At 42.6% G+C, this 22,237-nt stretch carries 19 protein-coding genes; 15 read left to right on the forward strand and 4 right to left on the reverse strand.

The features are described from left to right. Positions 1–52: 52 nt before the first annotated feature. From HFK82_RS00150 to nusB, 5 genes are all read left to right on the forward strand, one after another. Positions 53–1,117: a M24 family metallopeptidase gene (locus tag HFK82_RS00150; protein ID WP_168260369.1), complete on the forward strand. Its 1,065-nt coding sequence runs from the start codon at positions 53–55 to the stop codon at positions 1,115–1,117. Between the two features lie 43 nt (positions 1,118–1,160). Further along, the gene (locus tag HFK82_RS00155; RefSeq protein WP_154454935.1) at positions 1,161–1,616 is read left to right on the forward strand and encodes a deoxycytidylate deaminase; all 456 of its coding nucleotides are present in this window, start codon (positions 1,161–1,163) and stop codon (positions 1,614–1,616) included. A gap of 96 nt (positions 1,617–1,712) precedes the next feature. After that, positions 1,713–2,273 (forward strand): elongation factor P, encoded by a 561-nt coding sequence (gene efp, locus HFK82_RS00160; protein ID WP_168260370.1) that lies wholly within the window; start codon positions 1,713–1,715, stop codon positions 2,271–2,273. Between the two features lie 75 nt (positions 2,274–2,348). Then, positions 2,349–2,738 carry an Asp23/Gls24 family envelope stress response protein gene (locus HFK82_RS00165; RefSeq protein WP_154454933.1) on the forward strand — a complete coding sequence of 130 codons (390 nt, stop codon included), beginning with the start codon at positions 2,349–2,351 and terminating at the stop codon, positions 2,736–2,738. Continuing rightward, positions 2,731–3,165 (forward strand): transcription antitermination factor NusB, encoded by a 435-nt coding sequence (gene nusB / locus HFK82_RS00170; protein WP_168260371.1) that lies wholly within the window; start codon positions 2,731–2,733, stop codon positions 3,163–3,165. The genes HFK82_RS00165 and nusB overlap by 8 nt, the downstream gene beginning before the upstream one ends. A 37-nt stretch (positions 3,166–3,202) precedes the next feature. Here the strand turns inward: nusB and HFK82_RS00175 are convergent, their stop codons facing one another. Beyond that, a complete protein-coding gene (locus tag HFK82_RS00175; RefSeq protein WP_168260372.1) occupies positions 3,203–4,165 on the reverse strand; it encodes a LacI family DNA-binding transcriptional regulator in 963 nt (320 codons plus the stop codon). A 1-nt stretch (position 4,166) separates the two neighbouring features. Further along, complete coding sequence (locus HFK82_RS00180; protein WP_154455185.1) at positions 4,167–5,606, reverse strand: sucrose-6-phosphate hydrolase; 1,440 nt, start codon at positions 5,604–5,606, stop codon at positions 4,167–4,169. Positions 5,607–5,802: 196 nt separating this feature from the next. On the opposite strand from HFK82_RS00180, the gene HFK82_RS00185 reads away from it, so the two are divergent. The 8 genes from HFK82_RS00185 (at position 5,803) to recG (ending at position 17,301) form a co-directional block, all read left to right on the forward strand. Then, positions 5,803–7,746 (forward strand): sucrose-specific PTS transporter subunit IIBC, encoded by a 1,944-nt coding sequence (locus HFK82_RS00185; RefSeq protein ID WP_168260373.1) that lies wholly within the window; start codon positions 5,803–5,805, stop codon positions 7,744–7,746. 79 nt (positions 7,747–7,825) lie between these two features. Beyond that, on the forward strand, positions 7,826–8,707 hold the full coding sequence (gene scrK, locus HFK82_RS00190; RefSeq protein ID WP_168260374.1) for a fructokinase ScrK: 882 nt from the start codon (positions 7,826–7,828) through the stop codon (positions 8,705–8,707). A gap of 165 nt (positions 8,708–8,872) precedes the next feature. Then, entirely contained in the window at positions 8,873–11,398 is a 2,526-nt protein-coding gene (secA, locus tag HFK82_RS00195) for a preprotein translocase subunit SecA (protein WP_168260375.1), read from the forward strand. A gap of 97 nt (positions 11,399–11,495) precedes the next feature. Continuing rightward, a complete protein-coding gene (locus HFK82_RS00200; RefSeq protein WP_168260376.1) occupies positions 11,496–12,527 on the forward strand; it encodes a 3-deoxy-7-phosphoheptulonate synthase in 1,032 nt (343 codons plus the stop codon). A gap of 2 nt (positions 12,528–12,529) precedes the next feature. Further along, positions 12,530–13,585, forward strand: coding sequence for a 3-deoxy-7-phosphoheptulonate synthase (locus HFK82_RS00205; RefSeq protein ID WP_154455180.1), 1,056 nt, complete (start codon positions 12,530–12,532; stop codon positions 13,583–13,585). A gap of 92 nt (positions 13,586–13,677) precedes the next feature. Next, positions 13,678–14,040, forward strand: coding sequence for a holo-ACP synthase (acpS, locus tag HFK82_RS00210; RefSeq protein ID WP_154455179.1), 363 nt, complete (start codon positions 13,678–13,680; stop codon positions 14,038–14,040). A gap of 60 nt (positions 14,041–14,100) precedes the next feature. Next, complete coding sequence (gene alr, locus HFK82_RS00215) at positions 14,101–15,207, forward strand: alanine racemase (protein WP_154455178.1); 1,107 nt, start codon at positions 14,101–14,103, stop codon at positions 15,205–15,207. Positions 15,208–15,285: 78 nt separating this feature from the next. Beyond that, positions 15,286–17,301, forward strand: coding sequence for an ATP-dependent DNA helicase RecG (gene recG / locus HFK82_RS00220; protein ID WP_168260377.1), 2,016 nt, complete (start codon positions 15,286–15,288; stop codon positions 17,299–17,301). A gap of 297 nt (positions 17,302–17,598) precedes the next feature. Here the strand turns inward: recG and HFK82_RS00225 are convergent, their stop codons facing one another. Next, positions 17,599–18,561: an asparaginase gene (locus tag HFK82_RS00225; RefSeq protein WP_154455176.1), complete on the reverse strand. Its 963-nt coding sequence runs from the start codon at positions 18,559–18,561 to the stop codon at positions 17,599–17,601. A 70-nt stretch (positions 18,562–18,631) separates the two neighbouring features. Between HFK82_RS00225 and HFK82_RS00230 the strand changes: the two genes are divergently transcribed. After that, positions 18,632–20,038: a Cof-type HAD-IIB family hydrolase gene (locus HFK82_RS00230; protein ID WP_168260378.1), complete on the forward strand. Its 1,407-nt coding sequence runs from the start codon at positions 18,632–18,634 to the stop codon at positions 20,036–20,038. Between the two features lie 63 nt (positions 20,039–20,101). Here the strand turns inward: HFK82_RS00230 and HFK82_RS00235 are convergent, their stop codons facing one another. Next, positions 20,102–20,554, reverse strand: a complete 453-nt coding sequence (locus HFK82_RS00235; protein ID WP_168260379.1) for a universal stress protein — start codon at positions 20,552–20,554, stop codon at positions 20,102–20,104. Positions 20,555–20,875: 321 nt separating this feature from the next. On the opposite strand from HFK82_RS00235, the gene HFK82_RS00240 reads away from it, so the two are divergent. Continuing rightward, positions 20,876–22,090 (forward strand): pyridoxal phosphate-dependent aminotransferase, encoded by a 1,215-nt coding sequence (locus HFK82_RS00240; protein WP_168260380.1) that lies wholly within the window; start codon positions 20,876–20,878, stop codon positions 22,088–22,090. Positions 22,091–22,237: the final 147 nt, after the last annotated feature.

The following is a 22,237-nucleotide window of genomic DNA, read 5'->3' on the forward strand; positions in this document are numbered from 1 at the left end:
GCTTTTAACTTATTTTGATATAATGGGGAAAAGACTTGCAAAGGAGAGTCCTATGTTGACAAGATTGAAACGTTTTGAAGAAAAGTTGGACAAAGTTGGTATTGATGGTTTTTTGGTGACTGGTCAAAACAATATTTACTACATGACTGGTTTTTGGGGGACGTCAGCGACGGTTTTTATTTCTAAAACACGCTGTTTGTTTGTGACAGATGCCCGCTATACCTTGATTGCGAAACAATCCGTACAAGGATTTGACATCATTGAAAGCCGTGACCCTCTGCAAGAGATTGCCAAGGTTATCCAAGCAGATAAGTTGGAAAGAATTGGCTTTGATAGTCAAGTGTCTTTTGCCTACTATCAAAATCTGCAAGCGGTATTTGCAGGTTATCATCTGCAAGCCCAAACCAACTTCATGGAAGCATTGCGCATGATTAAAGATGCTTCTGAAATGGCAACCATCCGTAAGGCTTGTTCCATTTCTGACCGTGCCTTTACAGATGTGCTGGACTTTATCAAGGCAGGGCAAACGACAGAATTGCAAGTCGCCAATTTCCTTGATTTTCGGATGCGTGAATATGGGGCATCAGGTATTTCCTTTGAAACCATCGTAGCGTCAGGTAAACGCTCTGCTATGCCACACGGTGTAGCGAGTGACAAGGTCATTGAATCTGGCGATATGCTGACGCTTGATTTTGGTTGCTACTACAATCATTACGTTAGCGATATGACACGCACCATTCACATCGGTGACATTAGCGACAAGGAGCGTGAGGTTTACCAGTTGGTTTTGGAAGCGAACCAAGCTGTGATTGATTCGGTTAAGGCAGGTATGGTTCGTAAAGATTACGACAAGGCAGCGCGTAATGTGATTACCAATGCGGGTTACGGTGATTATTTCACGCACGGTATTGGTCATGGTATCGGACTGGATATCCATGAAATTCCTTACTTTGGTCAATCAGAAGAAGTGGTTGAAGCAGGTATGGTGATTACAGACGAGCCAGGCATTTATTTGGACAATGCATTTGGTGTCCGTATCGAAGATGACCTTATCGTCACAGAAGAGGGTTGCGAAGTCTTGACCTTGGCACCAAAAGAATTGATTGTCTTACCTTAAACGAGCCTGTACAAGCGTTAGATAAGCATAAGAGGAAGAAACGATGACAAATAGACTTTCTTGGCAAGATTATTTTATGGCAAATGCGGAGCTGATTTCCAAGCGTTCCACCTGTGACCGTGCTTTTGTTGGGGCTGTATTGGTCAAGGATAATCGCATCATCGCCACAGGATACAACGGTGGGGTGTCTGCTACTGATAACTGCAATGAGGTTGGGCATAAGATGGAGGACGGGCACTGTATTCGCACGGTTCATGCCGAAATGAATGCCCTCATCCAATGTGCCAAAGAAGGCATTTCTACAAAAGGTACCGAAATCTATGTGACCCATTTTCCGTGTATCAACTGCACCAAAGCCTTGTTACAAGCAGGTATCAAGAAAATCACCTACAAGACGGCTTACCGCATGCATCCGTTTGCCATTGAACTGATGGAGCAAAAAGGCGTAGCTTATGTGCAGCATGACGTCCCAGAAGTGCATTTGGGAAAAGATGCTTAAAGCCCTTGACTAGACATTCCCCTATAAAACATTTGAGCCATGCTCTATTTTATGGTAAAATAAGACGATAACTAATTTATAAGAGGTAATGAATAAATGATTGAAGCAAGTAAGCTTAGAGCAGGTATGACTTTCGTAACATCAGATGGCAAACTTATCAAAGTTCTTGAAGCAAGCCACCACAAACCAGGTAAAGGGAACACTGTTATGCGTATGAAACTCCGCGACGTTCGTTCTGGTTCAACTTTTGATACGACTTACCGCCCAGAAGAAAAATTTGAACAAGCAATCATTGAAACGCGTGCTGCCCAATACCTTTACAAAATGGATGACACCGCATACTTCATGGATACTGAAAGCTACGAACAATACGAAATTCCAGTAACCAACGTTGAAGAAGAATTGCTTTACATCCTTGAAAACTCAGAAGTTAAAATTCAATTCTACGGTACAGAAGTTATCGGTGTAACTGTTCCAACAACTGTTGAATTGATCGTTACTGACACACAACCTTCAATCAAAGGAGCAACTGTTACAGGTTCAGGTAAACCAGCCACTCTTGAAACAGGTCTTGTGGTTAACGTGCCAGACTTTATTGAAGTTGGTCAAAAATTAGTCATCAACACTCAAGAAGGTACTTACGTATCACGTGCGTAATAGCCAGTAAAGTAAGTAGAGAGGCAGTTTGTACTCTTTACTTTTTTACCTTTATGTATTTAGAAAGGAATGCTTATGACAACTGAAAATATTGGTGATATCGTCATTTCACCACGTGTACTGGAAGTCATTACAGGTATTGCTGCAACTAAGGTTGATGGTGTTCACTCCCTTCGTAACAAAGCGGTGACAGATAGCTTTAGCAAAACCGTTTTGGGCAAAGGTGTCTATCTTAAAACAGAAGAAGATGGAACAGTTAATGCGGATATTTATGTCTATTTACAATACGGTGTCAATGTCCCTGCTGTTTCTATTGCTATCCAAAAAGCGGTAAAAGCAGCCGTTTATGACATGGCAGAAGTAACCATCTCATCTGTAAACATTCATGTAGAAGGCATTGTTCCTGAAAAGACTCCTAAACCAGACTTAAAAGCATTGTTTGATGAGGATTTTTTGGATGACTAATAATTTTACCAATTCCAGACGTGACCTTCGTGAGCGTGCTTTCCAAGCCCTGTTTAGCCTAGAATTTGGGGGAGATGTCTTGTCAGCTGCGGAGTTTGCCTACATTTACGACAAACCCATGCTTGATGATGAAGGAGTGACAGTTGATATTCCTGTCTTTCTCCTTAGCCTTGTCAAAGGTGTGCAAGACTTTCAAGCAGAGATTGACCAGCAAATTGAAGAGCATTTAAAAGCAGGTTGGTCTTTGGAACGCTTGACCCTAACGGATAAAACTTTGTTGCGCCTAGGTTTGTTTGAAATCAAGTATTTTGACGAAACACCAGGTCGCGTGGCTGTCAATGAAATCATTGAAATTGCTAAGAAATATTCAGATAACACATCTGCAAAATTTGTCAATGGTTTGCTAAGCCAGTTTATTACAATGTAAAAAAACAAGCTGATTGTTCAGCTTGTTTTTTTGCTTTTTAAATACTGCCACCAGGGAGTAAAGAAATCGGCAAAACATAGTCTTTGCTGGTCTTTTCTCCCTTTATTTTTTTGATCAGAACATCAACAATTAAATTAGCAATTTCGTCAATCGGTTGTTTAATCGTGGTAAGTTCAGGAATGAAATTTTCGGTGAAAGTCGTGCCGTCATAGCCAATGATTTTCAAATCTTCAGGTACTTGAAGTTTGAGTTGCTTGGCAATTTTCATGGTCAAAATTGCAGTCAAATCATCAGAAACGAAGACCCCATCAGGTTTGTTGTTGGCGATAATGGACTTGATTTCCATTTCACGGCGAATGTTAGAGAGGTTGTTTGGCACTTTGAAGATTTTTCCTTGTGGAATTTGGAAAGAAAAGCCAAGGGCACGCAGTTCTGTTGGTGAGTCCGTATTGTCATTTCCTGTAATCATAATGATTTGCTGGCAACCGTTCTTTTGCAAGGTTTTAGCGGCCATTTTTCCTCCCTCGAAATTATCAGAGGATACAATCGGGATATTTGGCGCGAGATTGCGGTCAAAAGAAACAATGGGTGCCTCAACACGATTGTAGTCCTTGATGCCAAGATTGTGGCTAGATGAAATAATCCCGTCTACCTGATTAGCCTCAAGCATTTCGAGGTATTCTTTTTCTTTTGCAGGGTCGTTTTGACTGTTGCAAATAATGGTCTTGTAGCCACGTTTGAAAAGCTCGATTTCCAAATGTTCGATGAGTTCGGCATAAAAAATATTGCTGATATTTGGAAAGATGAGCCCAATCAATTTGGCTGACTTGCCTTGCAGACCTCTAGCGAGGTTGTTGGGCTTGTAACCCAAGGTTTGCATGGCTTTTTGAACCTTGCTTTTGGTTTTTTCAGATAAATACCCTTTGTTATTGATGACACGCGACACGGTGGTTGGACTAACACCAGCTAATTCAGCGACATCTGTTAATTTTGCTACCATGTTACTTTGTTAACTCAAAGTATGTTCCAGTCGTTTCCCCAGCTGTGAGCTGAATACCGCTTTGCCCTGCTTCTGGGAAGACGCGGCTGGTAAATACTTTTTCTCCTTTGTTAATGAAAATTTCAACAATTGAACGATCGACGAAGATGTTGGCAGTGGTTTCTGTTGGTTCAATGTCACATTCACGGGTTTGACCAAAATCAGTTGCGTATTGCACGCCAGCTTTGCTACGATCAAGGATGACTTTTCCGTTGGCAGTATCCACAGTCAAACGTAGGCCGTTTCCTTTGTCGTCAGCGAATAGTAATAATTCTGATACTTGGTCAGCAGCAAAAGTAACTTCTAATTCGTAAATGTTTGCTGTTTCGGCTTTGTCAGCAAGCGGTTCTGAGCTTGAACGCAGGCTTGTAATGGCTTCGACAGGGTATTGGTAGAGTTTGCCGTCTTTGATAGACAATTCTTTGACCAAGCTAAGTGCCCCTTGGTAGTCGTATTGGTCAGTTGGGTAATCAATATCTGGCAATCCAATCCAACTCACAATCAAAGCACGTCCATCAGGCGCATTGAACCCTTGTGTTGCGTAAGCTTCAAATCCATAATCCAAGTTGTTGATTGTTGATGGATCAACCAATTTAGGGATCTTTGTATCAAACGTTTGACACACTTTGTAGGTATTTGGGTAAATGTTTTGGTAATCCAATTCTGCCTTATCCAGACCTTGTGGACAGTAAAGTAGGACTGGTTTTCCATCCACAAAAACAAGGTTTGGACATTCAATCATGTATTCTGACCCTGTTCCGCCAAAGTCAAGATTACCCACTTCTTCCCAGTTTTCAACGTTGTTGTCAAGGGCTTTGTAAAGCTTGATAAAGCCTGATTTTTCAGGACTTTGAGCTCCAACAATAGCATAAAATTGGTCATCGTATTTGAAAATTTGTGGGTCACGGAAGTGTTCAGTCACGTCGCTAGGCTGCTGAATAAGCACGTCTTTGCATTTGGTGATCTTGTGGTCTTTGTCCATCCAAGCCCCGATTTGCAAAGGGTCACGTACCCAGTTTTTATCACGGACATTTCCTGTGTAAAATAGGAATAATTTGCCGTCGATTTCGTAGGCTGAACCTGAATAAGCCCCGTGGCTATCGTGCTTGGTGTCAGGCAGCAATTCTGCGCCAGTTGTATGGAAATGCACCAAATCTTCTGACTCGGTATGAACCCATTCTTTCAAGCCATGAGCTGCGCCAAATGGCCAATTTTGGTAGAAAAGGGTGTATTTGCCGTTAAAAAAAGAAAAGCCGTTTGGGTCGTTTAATAAGCCTGTTTTTGGCTCAATGTGATAAGTGACATGCCAAGGTGACTTGTTGACATTTTCTGCAATAGCAGCTCTTTCTTCGGTACTCCAGTCGGAATACGCTCGGTATCGTATTTCTTTAGGTAAATCCATAGGGGTCTTTCTCCTTTTAGTAATCCATCTATACCTATATAGTAAACGTTTTCTATTTAAAAATCAATTGTTTTTGGCAAAAAATAAAAAAATATATCAAACGCTTGACATATTTTTGACAGATGTGGTAGAATGTAAACGTAAACAAGTGAAACGCTTTCACACACTTAATAAATAGACAAAAGGAGTTAATGTAATGGATTATGGAAAAGTAGCTTCTGACGTTATTGCAGCGGTCGGAAAAGATAATCTTGTTGCAGCTGCCCACTGTGCGACTCGTCTTCGTCTTGTATTGAAAGACGATAGCAAAGTCGATCAAAAAGCATTGGATGAAAATCCAGATGTTAAAGGAACTTTCAAAATTGACGGTCAGTACCAAGTTATCATCGGTGCTGGGGATGTCAACTTCGTGTATGACGAATTGATTAAAAAGACAGGTTTGTCAGAAGTTTCTACAGATGATTTAAAACAAATTGCTAACAACAATGGGCGATTTAACCCAATCATGGCTTTGATTAAGTTGTTGTCAGACATTTTTGTTCCAATTATTCCTGCCCTGGTTGCAGGTGGTTTGTTGATGGCATTGCGCAACTTCTTAACCTCACCAGACTTATTTGGACCAAAATCACTTGAAGAGATGTACCCTGCTATTGAGGGTATCTCAGCAATGATTCAATTGATGTCAGCTGCACCATTTATGTTCTTGCCTATCTTGGTCGGAATCTCAGCTGCGAAACGCTTTGGTGCTAACCAATTCCTAGGGGCTGCCATTGGTATGATTATGACCACACCAGACCTTGGTGGGGCTAGCGAATATTGGAATGTCTTTGGTTACCATGTAGCACAAACCAACTACGCTTACCAAGTTATTCCAGTTTTGGCAGCAGTTTGGTTGCTTTCAGTCTTAGAAAAATTCTTCCACAAACGTTTGCCATCATCAGTTGACTTTACCTTCACACCACTCTTGTCTGTGATGATTACAGGTTTTGTAACCTTCACAGTCATTGGTCCAGTGATGTTGATGTTGTCAAATGCAATCACAGATGGGATTGTATGGTTGTATAACACAACTGGATTCATTGGTATGGGTATCTTTGGTGGTACTTATTCATTGATTGTTATGACAGGTCTGCACCAATCCTTCCCAGCTATCGAAACACAATTGCTTTCAGCTTGGCGTGAAGGTATTGGATACGGAGATTTCATCTTCGTAGTATCTTCTATGGCCAACGTTGCCCAAGGTGCGGCGACATTTGCCATCTGGTTCTTAACGAAAAATTCTAAAACAAAAGGTCTTGCTTCATCTGCAGGGGTATCAGCCCTTCTAGGTATTACCGAACCTGCTTTGTTCGGGGTTAACTTGAAATACCGTTTCCCATTCTTCTGTGCCTTGATTGGTTCAGGGGTAGCAGCTGCAGTAGCAGGATTGCTTAAAGTTGTTGCCGTATCACTTGGTTCAGCAGGTTTCCTTGGATTCCTTTCAATCAAAGCAACATCTATTCCATTCTACATTCTTTGTGAACTTATCAGCTTCGCCATTGCCTTTGCTTTGACTTACATCTACGGTAAAACAAGAGAAGCAGGTCTTTTCGAAGCAGAAGCAGTTGCAGAACAAGCGGCTCAAGAATCTGCTAAACAAGCAGAAACAACAACTGCAGCACCAAGTCAAGCTCCTACCACTCAAGCAGTAGCAGAAACAATTGTTAGCCCATTAGCTGGTGAAACAGTTGCCTTGGCATCTGTTAACGACCCTGTATTCTCATCTGGGGCAATGGGTCAAGGGATTGCTGTTAAACCAAGTGGTGACACAGTTTACTCACCAGTTGATGGTACGGTTCAAATTGCCTTTGAAACAGGTCATGCTTACGGCCTTAAATCTGACGACGGAGCAGAAGTTTTGATTCACATTGGTATTGACACCGTGTCAATGGAAGGTAAAGGCTTTACTCAAAAAGTATCAGCTAACCAAAAAGTGAAAAAAGGCGATGTTCTTGGAACATTTGATAGCAAAGCAATCGCTGACGCGGGACTTGATGATACGACTATGATTATCATCACAAATACAGCTGACTACTCTGAAGTAACACCAGTCGCTGATGGTAGCGTCCGTGAAGGGGATAACTTGCTAGACGTTAAATAAAAACGATTCAGTAGAGAGGTGATTGTCACCACTCTTTCACTGACAAATCGAAAAAATATAATATATTGAGGTAAAAAACATGACAAAATTATACGGTAGCGTAGAAGCTGGCGGGACGAAATTTGTTTGTGCTGTCGGTGATGAGCAATTTCAAGTAGTGGAAAAGGCGCAATTTCCAACGACTACACCTTATGAAACCATTGACAAAGTGGTTGCCTTTTTCAAGCGCTTTGAGGAAGACTTAGCAGGTGTCGCTATTGGGTCTTTTGGTCCGATTGATGTGGATGAAAATTCAGAAACCTATGGCTATATTACGACTACGCCAAAACCTCATTGGGCAAATGTGGACTTGGTTGGATTGATTTCAAAACATTTTAGAGTACCTTTTTACTTTACAACCGATGTTAACAGTTCTGCATATGGTGAAACCCTTGTTCGTAAAGGGGTTAAGAGCCTTGTTTACTACACTATCGGTACAGGAATTGGAGCGGGTGCTATCCAAAATGGTGAATTTGTTGGTGGGATCGGACACACCGAAGCGGGTCACGTTTATGTGGCGCCACACCCACAAGATGTTACTAATGACTACACAGGTTCTTGTCCTTTCCACAAGGGCTGTTTGGAAGGTATGGCAGCAGGTCCTTCGCTTGAAGGGCGTACAGGTATTCGCGGTGAATTGATTGAGCTCAATTCTGAAGTTTGGGATGTCCAAGCTTACTACATCGCCCAAGCGGCTGTTCAAGCAACTTTACTTTATCGCCCACAAGTCATTGTGTTTGGTGGTGGTGTTATGGCACAAGAGCATATGCTGCATCGCGTTCGTAATAAATTTAGCGCCCTGTTAAATGGCTATGTTCCTGTTCCAGATGTTGCAGAGTACATTGTTACACCAGGTGTAGCCGAAAATGGCTCAGCAACCCTAGGTAATTTTGCTTTGGCTAAGAAAGTATCAGAACGTTAATTTCTTATAAGAATGTTAGGACTGAGGGCCGTTACCTCAGTCTTTTTGCGCGTTTGAAAAACGCTTCTAACACCCTCAATTGAGCAGATGCTAGTACGCTGAATTCTTGAATTTAAAGGGTTTTTATGATAGAATGGGCTGACAAGTTTATCGAAAGGAATTGGAATGGCAAATATTCTACGGACTGTTATCGAAAACGATAAAGGTGAAATAAGAAAATTAGAAAGAATAGCAAAAAAGGTTGAGTCTTATGCTGACGCTATGGCAGCTTTGTCAGACGACGAATTGAAAGCAAAGACTCCTGAATTTAAACAACGTTACAAGGACGGCGAAACCCTCGACCAGATGTTGCCAGAAGCTTTCGCGGTTGTGCGTGAAGCAGCCAAACGTGTATTGGGCTTGTTCCCTTACCGTGTGCAAATTATGGGTGGTATCGTGATGCACAATGGTGATGTTCCTGAAATGCGTACTGGTGAAGGGAAAACCTTGACAGCGACTATGCCAGTTTACCTTAACGCCATTTCTGGCGAAGGGGTGCACGTTATTACGGTTAACGAATACCTATCAACGCGTGACGCGACAGAAATGGGTGAAGTGTACAGCTGGCTAGGACTCTCTGTTGGTATCAACTTGTCAGCGAAATCATCATCTGAAAAACGTGAAGCTTACAACTGTGACATCACTTATTCAACCAACTCAGAAGTTGGTTTTGACTACTTGCGTGATAATATGGTTGTTCGTCAGGAAGACATGGTACAACGTCCGCTAAACTTCGCCTTGATTGACGAGGTGGACTCAGTATTGATTGACGAAGCTAGAACACCATTGATTGTGTCTGGTCAAGTTAGCTCAGAAACGAGTCAGTTGTACATTCGTGCGGACCGTTTTGTTAAAACTTTGACAAGCACAGACTACATCGTCGATGTGCCAACTAAGACCATTAGCTTGACGGATTACGGGATTGACAAGGCAGAAGAATACTTCCACTTAGACAATCTTTACGATTTGGAAAATGTTGCCTTGACGCACTATATCGACAATGCTCTTCGCGCTAACTACATCATGATTTTGGATATTGACTATGTGGTTAGCCAAGAAGGTGAAATTCTAATCGTTGACCAATTTACAGGTCGTACGATGGAAGGTCGTCGTTTCTCTGATGGATTGCACCAAGCCATCGAAGCTAAAGAAGGCGTCCGCATTCAAGAAGAATCAAAAACAAGTGCCTCAATTACTTATCAAAATATGTTCCGTATGTATAAGAAATTGGCAGGAATGACTGGTACCGCTAAAACGGAAGAAGAAGAGTTCCGTGAAGTGTACAACATGCGTATCATTCCGATACCAACGAACAAACCAGTTGCTCGTATTGACCATCCAGACCTCTTGTACCCAACTTTGGAATCTAAGTTCAAAGCAGTGGTTGAAGATGTTAAGGCACGTCATGCTAAAGGACAACCTGTTCTTGTTGGTACAGTTGCTGTTGAAACATCTGATATTATTTCAAAACGCTTGGTGGATGCAGGCATTCCACACGAAGTTTTGAATGCGAAAAACCACTTTAAAGAAGCTCAAATCATCATGAACGCTGGTCAACGTGGTGCAGTCACTATCGCAACCAACATGGCTGGTCGTGGTACCGATATTAAACTTGGTGAAGGTGTGCGTGAATTGGGTGGTTTGTGCGTTATCGGAACAGAACGTCATGAAAGCCGTCGTATTGATAACCAGCTTCGTGGACGTTCAGGACGTCAAGGTGATCCAGGTGAATCACAATTTTACTTGTCACTTGAAGATGATTTGATGCGTCGTTTCGGTTCAGACCGTATTAAGGCCTTCCTTGACCGTATGAATCTTGATGAAGAAGATGCGGTTATTCGTTCGCGTATGTTGACACGTCAAGTGGAATCTGCCCAAAAACGTGTTGAAGGGAACAACTACGATACACGTAAACAAGTCTTGCAATACGATGATGTTATGCGTGAACAACGTGAAATCATTTATGCAGAACGTCGTGACGTGATTACAGCTGACCGTGATTTAGGTCCTGAAATCAAAGCGATGATTAAACGCACCATCAAACGTACTGTTGAGGCACACAGCCATTCAGATCGTGACGAAGCACTTGCCGCTATTTTGAATTTTGCTAAGAACAACCTAGTTGATGAGCAATCTATCCAACAATCTGATTTGGAAAACTTGAGCTTTGATGAGATCAAAGAAGAACTTTTTAACCGTGCGATGGTCGTTTACGATGCGCAAATGGCTAAATTGAAAACACCTGATGCCGTCAAAGAATTCCAAAAAGTGCTTATTTTGATGGTTGTTGACAATAAATGGACAGACCATATTGATGCTTTGGATCAATTGCGTCAATCTGTTGGTTTGCGTGGTTATGCCCAAAATAACCCTGTGGTGGAATATCAATCTGAAGGTTTCCGTATGTTCCAAGCTATGATTGGTGCGATTGAATTTGATGTAACAAGAACCATGATGAAAGCACAAATTCACCAACAAGAACGTGAACGTGTGTCACAAAACGCCACAACAATGGCTGAAAAGAATATTGCGGCGCAAACACCAAACCAAGCGACACAAGATATTGATTTCTCTCACGTTAAACGTAACGATCCTTGCCCATGTGGTTCAGGTAAGAAATTCAAAAACTGTCACGGTCGCAAACAATTTTAGACTGTCTACTGAAAATTCAGAAAAGTTGATTGAAAACAGAGCCAAAAGTGATATAATAGAAAAAATCTAAACTTTTCGACACTAAGGGGGATGATTCATGTCATTTAAAGCAACAAGTAAAAAAATCGATTTCGATGCGCTAAAGGAAGAATCTGCCTTAACTGGTGAGGCTTTGGCGAGAAAAGAAGCGCGTGACCACGAATTAGAAGCGATCATGAAAGGCGAAGATGACAGTGTTCTTTTGGTCATCGGTCCTTGCTCATCAGATAACGAAGAGGCTGTTCTCGAATACGCTCATCGTTTGGCAAAACTTCAAGAAGAAGTGAAAGACCGCGTCTTTATGGTGATGCGTGTCTATACTGCCAAACCACGTACCAATGGGGATGGCTATAAAGGCTTGATGCACCAACCTGATACATCAGAATCACCAAGCTTGATTAACGGTATCAAAGCGGTACGTAACTTGCACTACCGCGTGATTTCAGAAACAGGCTTGACAACTGCTGATGAAATGCTTTATCCTGAAAACCTTCCATTGGTGGATGACTTGGTGTCTTATATCGCGATTGGAGCACGCTCTGTTGAAGACCAACAACACCGTTTTGTAGCATCTGGTATCGATGTTCCAACAGGAATGAAAAACCCAACATCTGGTAATTTGAACGTTATGTTCAACGGTATCTACGCTGCTCAAAACAAACAATCTTTCCTATTCAACGGTGAAGAAGTGGAAACGTCAGGAAATGCCATGGCACACGCTATTCTTCGAGGAGCAACCAACGAATACGGTAAAAACGTCCCAAATTATTACTATGACAATGTTCTTGAAACCATCGAACACTATGAAAAATTAGGGCTTAAAAACCCATTCATCGTGATTGACACAAACCATGACAACTCAGGTAAGCAATATTTGGAACAAGTGCGTATTGTCCGTCAAACCCTAATCAATCGTGATTGGAATGCTAAAATTAAGCAATACGTGCGTGGTTTCATGATTGAATCTTATCTTGAAGATGGTCGTCAAGATACGCCAGAAATCTTCGGAAAATCAATCACCGACCCTTGTCTTGGTTGGGACAACACGGAACAATTAATCCGTGAAATTTACGGCACATTAGGAGAATAATTATGGGAATACATCAAAAAAGTGCAACGCTTGACATTGCAAAAGTTAAGGCCATCTCAAAATTAGAAGGAGACTTTCTTGCAAAGAAAGAGGCGCGTGACGAGGAATTGGCTCGTATCATCAGAGGTGAAGATGAGCGCCTGCTTCTTGTGATTGGTCCTTGTTCGTCAGATAATGAAGAGGCTGTTTTGGAATACGCTCGCCGCCTGGCAAAATTGCAAGAAGAAGTTAAAGATAGCATCTTTATTGTGATGCGTGTTTATACCGCTAAGCCACGTACTAATGGTGACGGCTATAAGGGCTTGATGCACCAGCCAGATACCTCAAAATTACCTGATTTGATTAATGGAGTGGCAGCCGTTCGTCACTTGCATTATCGCGTGATTACTGAAACAGGTTTGACTACGGCTGATGAAATGCTTTACCCTGCTAATTTACCGCTAGTAGATGATTTGGTTTCTTACCACGCTATTGGGGCGCGTTCGGTTGAAGACCAAGAACACCGCTTTGTAGCATCAGGAATTGATGCGGCGACAGGTATGAAAAACCCAACGTCTGGTAACTTACAGGTTATGTTTAATGGTATTTATGCCGCGCAAAATGTGCAAAATTTCATTTACCAAAATGCTGAAGTGGAAACGGACGGCAATCCGTTAGCTCATGCTATCTTGCGCGGGGCAACCAACGAACACGGTGAAAATGAGCCAAATTATTACTACGATGATTTGCTCAAAGCGATCAGCTTGTACGAAAAAATGGGACTTCAAAATCCATTTATCGTGATTGACACCAACCACGACAATTCAGGGAAAAATTACCTAGAACAAGTGCGTATTGTTCGTCAAACCCTAATCAATCGAGATTGGAATGAGAAAATCAAAGCTTATGTGCGTGGATTCATGATTGAGTCTTACCTTGAGGACGGTCGTCAAGACACGCCAGAAGTCTTTGGAAAATCCATCACTGACCCATGTTTGGGCTGGGATAAAACTGAACAATTAATCCGTGAAATTCATGAAACATTGCGACATGATTCCTATGAGGACTTGCTCTTCTAATCACTAACATATAATGGAGCTGGGAATTTCTCTCAGCTCCTTAGTTTTGAGGAGAGTTAGCAGGTGCGGATAAGCTGAGGTAAGGGAGTCACATGATTATTGGGCATGGTATTGATTTACAAGACATTTCCGCAATTCAACAAGCTTATGAGAAGAACCCCAAATTTGCTCAACGCATTTTAACAGAAGCGGAGTTTAGGCGCTTTTCAGAACATACCAACTTAAAACGCCAAATGGCCTTTTTGGCAGGGCGTTGGGCTGGAAAGGAAGCCTTTGCTAAGGCAATGGGAACGGGCATTGGAAAACTGCGATTTCAGGATATCGAAATTTTAAATAATTCCCAAGGAGCGCCGGTGATTACCCGCTCTCCTTTTTCGGGAAGGACTTTTATTTCCATCTCTCACTCGGGAGATTATGCCCAAGCCAGTGTTATCTTAGAGGATGATTCTGGTTGAAAGGATTAAAAATCACACATTAGACGACTTCTCATAAATGATTATCTTTGGAGGAATGACATGATTTCGAGTTTACATAGACCGACTAAGGCATTAATTGATTTAGAAGCGATTTGCCAAAATATTGAAAGTGTGCAAGCTAATATCCCTCAAGGGAAGCAGACTTTTGCGGTGGTAAAGGCTAATGCTTATGGGCATGGGTCTAAGCAAGTGGCGCAGGCGATTTCGCATTTGGTGGATGGCTTTTGCGTGTCCAATATTGATGAAGCGCTGGAGTTGCGTGAAGCTGGCATTGACAAGACCATTTTGATTCTGGGAGTTATTATGCCAGAAGAAGTGGAAATAGCGCGCGAGCATCATTTGACCTTGACGGTGGCTAGTCAGGAATGGTTGGACATGGCCTTGGCGCAAGGCATTTCTTTGGCGGACTTGGATGTTCATTTGAAAGTCGATTCTGGCATGGGTCGGATTGGTGTGAGAAGTCTGGATGAGGCAGAGCATTTGTTGGCGGATTTGAAAAAAGCTGGCGCTCATGTGGCAGGAATTTTCACGCATTTTGCAACGGCTGATGAAGCTGACGACACTAAATTCAATCAACAGCTAGCCTTTTTCACAGACTTGATTACGCATTTGAGCGAAACGCCAGCCCTTGTTCACGCCAGCAATTCGGCAACGAGTCTGTGGCATAGCGAAACTATTTTTAACATGGTGCGTTTAGGCATTGTGATGTACGGCCTTAACCCAAGCGGTACGGAATTAGCCTTGCCTTATCCGATCAAACCTGCTCTCAGCTTGGAATCTTCTTTGGTACATGTGAAGCAAATTTCAGCTGGTGATTCTGTTGGTTATGGGGCTACTTACGTGGCTCAAGGGGATGAATACATTGCGACGGTTCCGATTGGTTATGCAGATGGCTGGACCCGTGATTTGCAAGGCTTTTATGTGTTGGTCAATGGGGAATGGTGTGAAATCGTTGGGCGTGTGTCAATGGACCAAATCACTATTCGCTTGCCAGAAAAACTTCCAATTGGTACCAAGGTGACTTTGATTGGACAAGACGGCGACCAAGTTATCACTGCGACGGATTTAGCCCAAAAACGTGGCACCATCAATTATGAAGTGCTTTGTCTATTAAGTGACCGTGTGCCTCGTGTGTATTCAAAATAAATTGGATTCTACTTCGCTGTGACGAAAAAGCAGCGATTTAGAATCTCTTTTTGCTATTAAGCAGCAAAGTGAGGTTTTATGAACTTACAATCACCCATTGTGGAAATAAAAGGTATCGGTGCCAAAACAGCCGAAAAATGCCAGCAATTAGGTATTTATACGATTGAGGACTTGTTGCTCTACTACCCTTTTCGTTATGAGGATTTTAAAAGCAAACGCATTTCTGAGTTGGTTGACGGGGAGCGTTCGGTTATCGTCGGAACAGTTGTGACACCAGCGAACGTGCAGTATTATGGATATAAACGTAATCGCCTGTCCTTTAAAATTCGGCAGGGCGAAGCAGTTGTTGCTGTTTCTTTTTTCAATCAACCTTATTTAGCGGATAAGGTGACCTTGGGCAGTGATATTGCTATTTTTGGAAAATGGGATGCCCTGAAAGCAACGGTGACTGGAATGAAAATTTTGGCTCAGGTCACAGATGATATGCAACCTGTTTACCGCGTGGCTCAAGGCATTTCACAAAAAACACTGGTCAAGGCTATCCAGTCAGCCTTTGATATGGGGGCTTTGAATTGGTTACCTGAAAATCTCCCCCAAGTCCTTCTGGACAAATACCGTCTGTTAGGACGTGCTCAAGCCACCGCTGCCATGCATTTTCCAAAAGACATCGCCGAATACAAACAGGCCCTGCGCCGCATCAAGTTTGAGGAACTGTTTTATTTTCAGATGAATTTGCAGGTTCTAAAGGCGGATAATAAGGCAGAAAGCAACGGTCAGGTGATTGCCTATGATGCTCAAAAAGTGGCTGAAAAGATTGCTACTCTGCCATTTGCCTTGACAGGTGGGCAAAAACGCAGTTTGGAGGCCATTTTAGCCGATATGCGTTCAGGTGCTCACATGAATCGCCTTTTGCAAGGGGACGTGGGGTCAGGAAAGACTGTTGTGGCTAGTCTTGCCATGTATGCCGCCTACACCGCAGGTTTTCAGTCAGCCTTGATGGTGCCCACGGAAATTTTAGCGGAACAACATTTTGAAAGTTTGCGTCAATTGTTTCCAGACTTATCGATCGCGATTTTAACGTCAGGCATGAAGGCGGCTGCGAAAAAAACAGCCCTCGCGGCGTTGGCGGATGGCTCGATTGATATGGTCGTGGGAACACACGCCTTGATTCAAGACGCAGTGACCTATCACCGCTTGGGTTTGGTTATTACAGATGAGCAGCACCGCTTTGGTGTCAATCAGCGTCGTATTTTCCGTGAAAAAGGCAATAACCCTGACGTTTTGATGATGACCGCGACGCCTATTCCCAGAACGCTGGCTATTACGGCTTTTGGGGAAATGGACGTTTCCATTATTGATGAATTGCCTGCGGGGCGAAAGCCTATTATCACACGTTGGGTCAAGCATGAGCAATTGCCTACTGTCTTGGATTGGATGAAAAAGGAGTTAGCCAAAGGTGCCCAAGCCTATGTGGTATCACCTCTCATTGAAGAATCTGAGGCCTTGGATTTGAAAAATGCAGTCGCTTTGCACGACGAATTGTCCCAATATTTCGCAGGAACTGCGACAGTTGCCCTCATGCATGGTCGCATGAAAAACGAAGAAAAGGATGCTATCATGCAAGACTTCAAGCAGCAAAAAAGTCAGATTTTGGTGTCAACCACCGTCATTGAAGTTGGTGTCAATGTGCCCAATGCAACTATCATGTTGATTATGGATGCTGACCGTTTTGGGCTTAGCCAATTGCACCAGCTACGCGGACGAGTGGGCCGTGGGGATAAGCAATCTTATGCCATCTTAGTGGCCAATCCCAAAACAGACACAGGAAAAGAGCGCATGACAATCATGACAGAAACCACGGACGGTTTTGTATTAGCAGAAGCTGACCTCAAAATGCGCGGTTCAGGTGAAATCTTTGGCACTCGCCAATCAGGTATTCCCGAATTTCAAGTGGCGGATATCGTGGAAGATTATCCCATTTTAGAGGAAGCCAGACGGGTGGCAAGCCAGATTGTGGCGGAAGATAATTGGCAAAAAGACGCTAGGTGGCAGGTGATTTCCGACCATCTCAAAGACAAGGACACCTTTGATTAAGCTTTGTGCAAGTTTTTTGCAAGCCATGCTTAAGTTTTTTCCCTTATAATAAAACCATCAAATGAAGTGAGGGGGAAGGCTTATGACAGTAAGAGTCACTTATCACAAATATTTTGCTAAAACCATTCATCCTAGACCTGCTTACGGTCGGTGAGTTGCTGACCTCTCCTTTTTGACATGACAAGGGCAGCGGAAAAACAACACCCATGATAAGACACCAAAGCCCATGGAATGGCAAAAAGCTCAGCTTGATTTAAGCTGAGCTTTTTTGAGTGTCTTTTTGAAAAGATAAGCGGCCTAACCTTCAATGTAGTCTTTGAGGGCTTGCCCTTTCAAACCAGCGTTTAGAGCGATAAGGAGTTTTAAGCGCGCTTTTTGAGCGTTTAATTCCTTGACAAACATAACCCCTGCTTGGGCGAGTTGGACGCCACCGCCTTCGTAGGCATAAACAGGCTCCGCAATCCCATTGAAACAACGTGATACCAAGACAACTGGGACATCTTGCTCGATGAGGTGCACGATTTCTTGGGCAGCGCGTGGTGGCACATTACCAGCTCCCAAGGCTTCAATCACGACTCCACAAACATTGTCAGGGTTAAGGAAACTGATGATACCATCTCCCCCCATCCCTGCATAGGCCTTGACAATTGGCACAGTTCCTGAAATATCAGTCAAATCAAAGCGAACACGCGTATCGGCCATTTTAAAGAATACAATATCGTGTTTCATGATAATGCCAAGTGGGCCGTGGATAGGTGTTTGGAAGGTTGATACGTTGGTCGTGTGTGTCTTGGTCACGTATTTAGCAGCGTGAATTTCATCGTTCATCACGACCAGTACCCCCTTGCCAATAGCATCGTCATGGCTGGCTACACGAAGGGCGCTGAGGTAGTTGTACACCCCGTCACTTCCTAGTTCGTTTGACGAGCGCATGGCGCCTGTGATAACGATAGGAATATTAGGAATTTCCATGGTATCTAGGAAATAAGCCGTTTCTTCCAAGGTGTCTGTACCGTGGGTAATGACCACTCCGTCAAAATCCGCAGCTTTTTGCTTGATTTCTTGATAAAGCTGGAGCATGTGTTTAGGGGTGATGTGTGGGCTTGGGATATTAAAAAAATCAATTGCTGTCACTTCGATGTTATCAAGACTGACACCAATATGATTCATAGGATTATCCGTATCTGGTCGAACATTACCCGCTTGATCAGCATGCATGGAAATTGTACCGCCTGTGTGCAAGACAAGGATTTTTTTCATTGTTCTAAAACTTCCTTCAAAAATGTGTTATAATCTATTTTAACATAAAGATGGAGAGCGAGAAACTGATTTGGCGATAAAAGCAGTCTTTTTTGATATTGATGGCACCCTGTTAAACGACCGAAAAAACGTCCAACAATCCACAAAAAAAGCCATTAACAATTTAAAAGAACAAGGAATTTTTGTCGGCGTGGCAACAGGTCGGGGACCAAGTTTTGTGCAGCCTTACCTTGAAAATCTGGGCTTGGATTTTGCAGTGACTTATAATGGGCAGTATATTTTCACGCGTGATGTGGTGGTTTACCAAAATCCTTTGTCTGTGTCCACTGTTTACCGCATTATCCGTTATGCCAATGACAAGCGTCGCGAGATTTCTTTGGGGACAGCTTCGGGCTTGGTTGGCTCGCGTATTATTGACATGGGGACTAGCCGTTTTGGGCAAGTGGTGAGTTCGGTTGTTCCCAAGCAATGGGCAAAAGCAGTCGAGCGTAGTTTTAAACACCTCATTCGTCGTTTCAAACCGCAAAATGTCAATGGCTTGCTGACCTTGATGCGCCGGCCCATTTATCAGGTGGTTTTGATTGCGACCGAGGACGAAACGGAAAACATTCAGAACCGTTTTCCACAGATTAAGGTAACGCGCAGCAGCCCTTATTCAGCGGATTTGATTTCTTACAACCAATCAAAAATACACGGCATTGAGCGTTTAGGCAAGCAATTTGGCTTTGATTTGTCTGAGGTAATGGCCTTTGGCGATTCTGACAATGATAAGGAAATGCTATCGGGTGTTGGTATCGGTGTCGCGATGGGAAATGCGGAAGCTTCTCTCAAAGACATTGCCCATTACACCACAGAAACCAACAATAACGACGGTATCTCAAAAGCTTTGGCTCACTTTGGCTTGATTCATCTAGAGCAAGAAGAAAGTTTTGATAGCCAAGACGAAAACTTCAACAAGGTGAAAATGTTCCACAAGGTCATGGATGGCACAACCTGCGAAATGCCAAGAGTCTATGAAAATGAAGAGGCTAATCACCGTTCGGATTTCAAGGTCGAAGAAATCGTGGAATTTCTCTATGCGGCTAGTCATGGAGATGAGGCTATCTTTAACGATTCGCTGGTCAAATTGCACGCGGCTATTGACAAGGCGGCACGCAAGGTAGAAAGCAAGGAACACCCTGAAACGCCTTTGGTTGGGCAAGTGGATGCCTTGACGGATTTGCTGTATTTGACCTATGGTTCATTTGTATTGATGGGTGTTGACCCTAAACCGTTATTTGACGCGGTTCATGAGGCTAATATGGGCAAAGTTTTCCCTGACGGCAAGGCGCATTTTGACCCTATCACTCATAAAATTTTAAAACCAGATGATTGGGAAGAACGTTTTGCACCAGAACCAACCATTCATCGGAAATTAAATCGACAAATTCAACACGCTTTTCAGCGCCAAAAAAATAACCAAGCTAAGACATCCTAAGCTTGGTTTTTTCGTATGCAAAAAGACCTAGTCGCAAAAACTAGGCCGAGTTCAGTTGTCCTTTTAGAAAGTCTTTTGGCTATCACGCACGACCAACAAGTCCACTTTAGCATGGCGCATGATGTATTCTGATGATGAACCGATAAGCAAGCGTTCAAAGGTATTAAGACCAGTCGCCCCTACCATAATCAAATCCACCTTTTCTTTATCAGGAATATCACGCGCAAGAAGGGTCTTAGGATTACCAAATTCAATGACTTGTTTGACTTTTTCAATCCCTCTTTCATGGGCTTTCTTTTCAAAACCTTCCAAAACACCCTTAGCTTCTTCTTCTAATTGTTCGTAGATGTAAGTGTCAAAGGTCGCAATGCTTTGTAGGGCACGTGTGTCAATGACGTGTGTCAAGATCAATTCAGCCTTGTTACGCAAAGCAACGTTTACCCCTTTTTCAAAAGCTAACTCAGATTCGTAAGAACCATCAACCGCAATCATAATTCGTTCATAATGTTGTGACATAACTGCCTCCTTAATTATGTTAACCAAAGAATAAAAAGATAACATTTCCCTCATTCCTATGAGATATAAAGTGATATGCAGGACAATAGGCACCTAAATGGCCTAAACTATGAATATCCTCACATTCATTATACTCCTTTTTATGTGAAATTGAAAACGTTTGAGTATTTTTCTGAATTCTTTTTATCTTAACAGAAAACCATTCAGAAAAAGCAGAGTTTATCAGAGCCTTTTTCACACAAGAAAATTTACCTTTAGAATCGTTAGAGAATTGAAAATTTAAGGCGGAAAGTTTATAATATTGGCAACGAGGTAAATTCTATGAAAACATTTGACAAATCTTCAAAGCTAGAACACGTTGCTTATGATATTCGCGGTCCCATTTTAGACGAAGCCAATCGCATGATGGCAAATGGCGAAAAAATTCTCCGTCTAAACACAGGGAATCCAGCAGAATTTGGATTTACAGCCCCTGACGAGGTCATTCGCGATTTAATTGTCAATGCCCGTAATAGTGAAGCCTATTCAGACAGTAAAGGGATTTTCTCGGCACGTAAAGCCATTATGCAATACTGTCAGCTAAAAGGTTTTCCACATGTGGATATCGATGATATTTACCTAGGCAATGGGGTTTCTGAAATGATTTCCATCTCTTTACAAGCTCTTTTGGACGATGGTGATGAGGTCTTGGTGCCAATGCCTGATTACCCTTTGTGGACAGCTTGCATTAGTTTGGCGGGTGGAAATGCCGTTCATTACCGTTGTGACGAACAAGCCGATTGGTATCCTGATATTGATGATATCAAATCAAAAATCACATCAAATACCAAAGCCATCGTTGTCATCAACCCAAACAACCCAACAGGAGCCTTGTATTCTGAGGACTTGTTGAAAGAGATTGTGGAAATTGCTCGCCAAAATGATTTGATTATTTTCGCGGATGAAATCTATGATCGTCTTGTGATGGACGGGCAAAAACACACGGCTATTGCTAGCTTGGCACCAGATGTTTTCTGTGTTTCAATGAATGGTTTGTCAAAATCACACCGCATCTGTGGTTTCCGTGTGGGATGGATGGTGCTCTCAGGACCAAAAGCCAATGTACGCGGTTATATCGAAGGGCTTAATATGTTAGCCAATATGCGTCTATGTGCCAATGTTCTTGGGCAACACGTGGTGCAAACGTCACTCGGCGGTTATCAGTCAGTGGATGAATTATTGATGCCAGGTGGTCGTATCTACGAACAACGCAACTTTATTTACAAGGCTGTCAACGAAGTTCCAGGCTTGTCTGCGGTCAAACCAACTGCTGGACTCTACATTTTCCCTAAAATTGACCGCGAGATGTACCGCATCGATGACGACGAACAATTCTGCTTGGAATTGCTCAAACAAGAAAAAGTCATGCTCGTGCCAGGTAAAGGCTTTAACTGGACCGAACCTGACCATTTCCGTATCGTTTATTTGCCACGAGTGGAAGAATTAGCAGAAGTTCAAGCCAAATTAACCCGCGTCTTAAGTCAATACCGACGCTAATAAAGGTATAGGTTTTTTCCTTAATTATAAGGAGAAAACCTTATTTTTTGCGGTTTAAAAGCTGAGAAAAAAGAGAAGAGTCAGAAGATAAAGGAATTTTCAGATAATTATTTGCAAAATAAGAACACCTCTGATATAATTGTAACG

The sequence above is a fragment of the Streptococcus alactolyticus genome (assembly GCF_012277075.1).
Lineage (GTDB): Bacteria > Bacillota > Bacilli > Lactobacillales > Streptococcaceae > Streptococcus > Streptococcus alactolyticus.